Here is a 6,777-nt window from a genome sequence, read left to right as displayed (position 1 = left end):
TTGCCCCACTGAAAACGAGAGATAGTAGGTAGCGCAGAAGAGGGTAATTATAAACGAAAGATTTAAAAAAAATAAATAATAATTTATTTTGAAAATTGAGAAAAGTTTGTATCTTTGCAGTCCCAATTAAGGGAGCGCGGAGTAAAATTGAGATAAGTGTTAAAGAGGGATTAAGGTTACAGAAAAAAACTTTAAAATTTTCTTCAAAAACATTTGGTCAGTTCAGAAACATTAATTACTTTTGCACTCGCAAATCTAAAGCAATAACGACAGAGAAAAAGCTTTAGAGAAAAGCGGAAGAAAAGAGATCATTGAAATACAATATAACAACCAAGTAAGGAAAAACTAAAGCGTCAAAACTTTGAGTGAGTCAGACAAACATACAATGGAGAGTTTGATCCTGGCTCAGGATGAACGCTAGCGGGAGGCCTAACACATGCAAGCCGAGCGGTATAGATCTTTCGGGATCTAGAGAGCGGCGCACGGGTGCGGAACACGTGTGCAACCTACCTTTATCAGGGGGATAGCCTTTCGAAAGGAAGATTAATACCCCATAATATATTTGATGGCATCATTAGATATTGAAAACTCCGGTGGATAGAGATGGGCACGCGCAAGATTAGATAGTTGGTGAGGTAACGGCTCACCAAGTCAATGATCTTTAGGGGGCCTGAGAGGGTGATCCCCCACACTGGTACTGAGACACGGACCAGACTCCTACGGGAGGCAGCAGTGAGGAATATTGGACAATGGGTGAGAGCCTGATCCAGCCATCCCGCGTGAAGGATGACGGCCCTATGGGTTGTAAACTTCTTTTGTATAGGGATAAACCTACCCTCGTGAGGGTAGCTGAAGGTACTATACGAATAAGCACCGGCTAACTCCGTGCCAGCAGCCGCGGTAATACGGAGGGTGCAAGCGTTATCCGGATTTATTGGGTTTAAAGGGTCCGTAGGCGGACTCGTAAGTCAGTGGTGAAATCTCATAGCTTAACTATGAAACTGCCATTGATACTGCGGGTCTTGAGTAAGGTAGAGGTAGCTGGAATAAGTAGTGTAGCGGTGAAATGCATAGATATTACTTAGAACACCAATTGCGAAGGCAGGTTACCATGTCTTAACTGACGCTGATGGACGAAAGCGTGGGGAGCGAACAGGATTAGATACCCTGGTAGTCCACGCCGTAAACGATGCTAACTCGTTTTTGGGTTTTCGGATTCAGAGACTAAGCGAAAGTGATAAGTTAGCCACCTGGGGAGTACGAACGCAAGTTTGAAACTCAAAGGAATTGACGGGGGCCCGCACAAGCGGTGGATTATGTGGTTTAATTCGATGATACGCGAGGAACCTTACCAAGGCTTAAATGGGAAATGACAGGCTTAGAAATAGGCTTTTCTTCGGACATTTTTCAAGGTGCTGCATGGTTGTCGTCAGCTCGTGCCGTGAGGTGTTAGGTTAAGTCCTGCAACGAGCGCAACCCCTGTCACTAGTTGCCATCATTCAGTTGGGGACTCTAGTGAGACTGCCTACGCAAGTAGAGAGGAAGGTGGGGATGACGTCAAATCATCACGGCCCTTACGCCTTGGGCCACACACGTAATACAATGGCCAGTACAGAGGGCTGCTACCAGGCGACTGGATGCTAATCTCGAAAGCTGGTCTCAGTTCGGATTGGAGTCTGCAACTCGACTCTATGAAGCTGGAATCGCTAGTAATCGCGCATCAGCCATGGCGCGGTGAATACGTTCCCGGGCCTTGTACACACCGCCCGTCAAGCCATGGAAGTCTGGGGTACCTGAAGTCGGTGACCGTAACAGGAGCTGCCTAGGGTAAAACAGGTAACTAGGGCTAAGTCGTAACAAGGTAGCCGTACCGGAAGGTGCGGCTGGAACATCTCATTTTAGAGCGTTGAAGAACGTTAAACAAAATAAAGGTACTTAAGTGTACCATGTACTTACTTAAAGAGAAGCTTTAGTTTTTTATTTGGTTGATATATAAAAAAATACAACACCCACTAGAAATTAGTAAAAGGGAAGAGATTTAGAAAAGAAGTTAGAAATTAGAAGTTAGAGATTAGTCTAACATCTGATATCTAAAATCTAACATCTAAAACAAAGTCTCGTAGCTCAGCTGGTTAGAGCGCTACACTGATAATGTAGAGGTCGGCAGTTCGAGCCTGCCCGAGACTACTAATTATAAGACGGGAAGAGATCAGATATAAGACATGAGACATTAAGTCTGAGATCTAGGATCTGATATCTGAAGTCTACTAGAGGGGGAATTAGCTCAGCTGGCTAGAGCGCCTGCCTTGCACGCAGGAGGTCAAGGGTTCGACTCCCTTATTCTCCACAGTTTGTATATGTAAAAAAGAAGCATGTAAACCTCATGACGAGAGCCGTCATTGATACATGAATACGTTTTACATTAATACAGAAGAAATAAAGATCATTGACATTAACGGTAAAGACATCACAAAGAGAAAACCGAGCACTTATAAGTGCTTGAGTAACCTAAAAATAGGAAAGAAATCGTTAAGGGCGTATGGCGGATGCCTAGGCTTTCAGAGGCGACGAAGGACGTGGTAAGCTGCGAAAAGCTGCGGGGATTGGCACACACGAATTGATCCGCAGATGTCCGAATGGGGCAACCCAATACATTGAAGATGTATTACCTCGTAAGAGGAGCAAACCCGGAGAACTGAAACATCTAAGTACCCGGAGGAAAAGAAATCGAAGAGATTCCGTAAGTAGTGGCGAGCGAAAGCGGATTAGCCCAAAAGTCTTTATATATTTAGAAGAACGTACTGGAAAGTGCGGCCATAGACGGTGATAGCCCGGTATTCGAAAGGTATATATAGATGATAAATGAGTAGGGCGGGACACGTGAAATCCTGTCTGAATATGGGGGGACCATCCTCCAAGGCTAAATACTCCTGAAAGACCGATAGTGAACAAGTACTGTGAAGGAAAGGTGAAAAGCACTTCGAATAGAAGGGTGAAATAGAACCTGAAACCGTACGCCTACAAGCGGTCGGAGCCCACAAGTTGGGTGACGGCGTGCCTTTTGCATAATGAGCCTACGAGTTAATTTTACTAGCGAGGTTAAGGACTTCAGGTCCGGAGCCGGAGCGAAAGCGAGTCTGAATAGGGCGGATAGTTAGTAGGATTAGACGCGAAACCTTGTGATCTACCCATGGGCAGGTTGAAGCTCTGGTAACACAGAGTGGAGGACCGAACCGGTTGACGTTGAAAAGTCTTCGGATGACCTGTGGGTAGGGGTGAAAGGCCAATCAAACTGGGAGATAGCTCGTACTCCCCGAAATGCATTTAGGTGCAGCGTTGATTATAAGTTTATTAGAGGTAGAGCTACTGATTGGATGCGGGGGTTTCACCGCCTACCAATTCCTGACAAACTCCGAATGCTAATAAATGTTGATCAGCAGTGAGGGCATGGGTGCTAAGGTCCATGTCCGAGAGGGAAAGAACCCAGACCAACAGCTAAGGTCCCCAAATATATGTTAAGTTGAAGCAACGCGGTTGGACTGCATTGACAGCTAGGATGTTGGCTTGGAAGCAGCCATTCATTTAAAGAGTGCGTAACAGCTCACTAGTCGAGCGGTCCGGCATGGATAATAATCGGGCATAAACATATTACCGAAGCTATGGATTTGTACATTGTACATCTGGTAGGGGAGCATTCTGTTTGCGCCGAAGCAGTATCGTGAGGTATTGTGGAGCGGACAGAAAAGAAAATGTAGGCATAAGTAACGATAAAGGGGGCGAGAAACCCCCTCACCGAAAGACTAAGGTTTCCTCAGCCATGCTAATCAGCTGAGGGTTAGTCGGGACCTAACGCGAACCCGAAAGGGGTAGTGGATGGACAATGGGTTAATATTCCCATACTTGCTCACACTAAAAAGGGGACGGAGTGCCGTACCTGCTGGAGACTGACGGAATAGTCAAGGCCTAGCCTTCGGGCGAAGCTGCTGCAGGGAAAGTGCTTCCAAGAAAAGCCGAAGTGAAGCAACCCGTACCAAAACCGACACAGGTAGTCGAGGAGAGAATCCTAAGGTGCTCGAGTGAGTCGTGGCTAAGGAACTAGGCAAAATAGTCTCGTAACTTCGGAAGAAGAGACGCCATCAGCAATGGTGGCCGCAGTGAAGAGGCCCAGGCGACTGTTTATCAAAAACACAGGACTCTGCTAAATCGAAAGATGCTGTATAGGGTCTGACACCTGCCCGGTGCTGGAAGGTTAAGGAAGGGCGTTAGCGTAAGCGAAGCGTTTGACTGAAGCCCCAGTAAACGGCGGCCGTAACTATAACGGTCCTAAGGTAGCGAAATTCCTTGTCGGGTAAGTTCCGACCTGCACGAATGGTGTAACGATCTGGGCACTGTCTCAGCCACGAGCTCGGTGAAATTGTAGTATCGGTGAAGATGCCGATTACCCGCAATGGGACGAAAAGACCCTGTGAACCTTTACTATAACTTCGTATTGACTTTGAGTAAGTAATGTGTAGGATAGGTGGGAGACTATGAAGCAGGCACGCTAGTGTTTGTGGAGTCAACGTTGAAATACCACCCTTTACTTACTTGGAGCCTAACTTCCTTTAGGAAGGACATTGCGTGGTGGGTAGTTTGACTGGGGTGGTCGCCTCCAAAAGAGTAACGGAGGCTTTCAAAGGTACCCTCAGCACGCTTGGTAACCGTGCGTAGAGTGTAATGGCATAAGGGTGCTTGACTGTGAGACCTACAAGTCGATCAGGTGCGAAAGCAGGACATAGTGATCCGGTGGTTCCGTATGGAAGGGCCATCGCTCATAGGATAAAAGGTACTCCGGGGATAACAGGCTAGTCTCCCCCAAGAGCTCACATCGACGGGGAGGTTCGGCACCTCGATGTCGGCTCGTCACATCCTGGGGCTGGAGAAGGTCCCAAGGGTTGGGCTGTTCGCCCATTAAAGTGGCACGCGAGCTGGGTTCAGAACGTCGTGAGACAGTTCGGTCTCTATCTATTGCGGGCGTTAGATGTTTGAGAGGGCTTGATTCTAGTACGAGAGGACCGAATTGAACAAACCTCTGGTGTATCAGTTGTACCGCCAGGTGCACCGCTGAGTAGCTATGTTTGGAAGAGATAAGCACTGAAAGCATATAAGTGCGAAACTCGCCTCAAGATGAGACATCTTTTAAGGGTCGTGGGAGATGACCACGTTGATAGGCTACAGGTGTAAAGTTGGTAACAGCATAGCCGAGTAGTACTAATTACCCGTAGATTTATAGCCTATAGGTTACACTAGTTCAAGTCTTATAAGTGCAATACTGGTTTTGCCTTTGTGATGAAATTTACCGATAAAACAGATGTCAGATACAAGACATCAGATGACAGACTTTATAATGAGTCTGAAATCTGAAATCTAGCCTCTGATATCTTATATACCTTCTTTAGGGTGGTTTTAGCGGTGGGGCTCACCTGTTCCCATTCCGAACACAGAAGTTAAGCCCACCAGCGCCGATGGTACTGCGACAAGCGGGAGAGTAGGTCGCCGCCAGTTTTTATTAAAAGTCTCATACATGAATTTGTATGAGACTTTTTTGTTTTATAACTATACCTATACATATCTATACCTACCATACCATAGGAATAAAAGATAAATGATCATTGATGAATTATAAATGATAAAAGATCAATCATCAATTATCAATCATTATTGATTAACAGACAAATATCAATTAATAGGGCTCATTATCAATCATCATTTTATCATTTATCATTCATAGTTAGTAGGACTTTGTATTTTATTCCTCTTCCAACAACAACAACAACAACAACAACAACAACAACTACTACTACTACTACTTTAGGCTCTTTATTCTTTTACAAGCTTTCATCAATAGAGGTGGTCTTTAGCCCTTCAGTAATAGCCTCCAAAATCCTAGTGGCTTTAGCCAACTTAAAAACTTTCCATTTTTAATTTTCAACTTTTAGGTTTTAATCGCCAATCACCAATAATATCTTAATCAATTATAAATTATTCCATATTGTTATTGCATGCACAGCTTAATGAATTATATGCCTGGAAGAATGACCTTATCCGGAATAAAGATATCCCAATAGTATATTGCAATTGATGAAAAGCTTTACTTTAGGAACAGGATCTAAATCCTAGGAAATTTGAGCTCAAAGATTTTATCCTGTCATCCGAAGCAATACAAGATATAATATGATCTATACTTTAATAACGGGCATAATGATATGGATTACGAATATCAATATAATCGGAGATCATATAAAGACCCTATCTTGCACCTTTACCAGTAATAAGTATGTTGATTTATTATTCAAGCTACCACAATGTGGTGAAAAAGGAGGAAATTTAAATAAAGAATAAAGAATAAAGAATAAAGAATAAAGAATAAAGAATAAAGAATAAAGAGATACTTATTGATCTTATAAAATGCTACATCATATTTTTTGTTGTGTTCAAACCGAATTTATTGCAGTCTTTTTTTTAGTCAGATATTTTTTTCTTTACTCTTCAGCACTTCATTTTCCATTTTTCTCCTTACTTTTCCCTTTCTACTTCTTGTTTTTCCTGTCTCAACCCTCCATTTTTCCATAGAAAACCCTTCATTTTATAGCTTTTATTTTTTTCCTTTTCCCTTGTTATGGCAGTTTTCTCTTATGTTTTCGCCTTTATCATTCTAAACCCAGGAAAAAGCATTGAAATTTTTTAAGTTGCTTATCAGTGAGTTAAGATCAAATATGAACTAAATATGAATTTAAA

General features: G+C 43.4%; 2 tRNA genes and 3 rRNA genes. All 5 read left to right on the top strand.

From position 1 onward, the window contains the following. The first annotated feature begins 382 nt into the window (after positions 1 to 382). The 5 genes from MTQ00_RS22255 to rrf all read left to right on the top strand — a co-directional run bounded on the left by MTQ00_RS22255 (position 383) and on the right by rrf (position 5,544). A 16S ribosomal RNA gene (locus tag MTQ00_RS22255) occupies positions 383 to 1,899 on the top strand. 214 nt (positions 1,900 to 2,113) lie between these two features. After that, positions 2,114 to 2,187 (top strand) — tRNA-Ile (locus MTQ00_RS22250). 86 nt (positions 2,188 to 2,273) lie between these two features. Continuing rightward, positions 2,274 to 2,347: transfer RNA gene (locus tag MTQ00_RS22245), tRNA-Ala, on the top strand. 172 nt (positions 2,348 to 2,519) lie between these two features. After that, positions 2,520 to 5,274 (top strand): 23S ribosomal RNA (locus tag MTQ00_RS22240). A 161-nt stretch (positions 5,275 to 5,435) separates the two neighbouring features. Continuing rightward, positions 5,436 to 5,544 (top strand): 5S ribosomal RNA (gene rrf, locus MTQ00_RS22235). The 16S, 23S and 5S rRNA genes sit together here with 2 tRNA genes alongside, the layout of an rRNA operon. Positions 5,545 to 6,777 lie beyond the last annotated feature (1,233 nt).

It is taken from the genome of Chryseobacterium sp. B21-037, assembly GCF_028570785.1.
In the GTDB taxonomy this organism is placed as follows: domain Bacteria; phylum Bacteroidota; class Bacteroidia; order Flavobacteriales; family Weeksellaceae; genus Chryseobacterium; species Chryseobacterium proteolyticum.
This window is presented reverse-complemented; position numbering and strand designations above follow the sequence as displayed.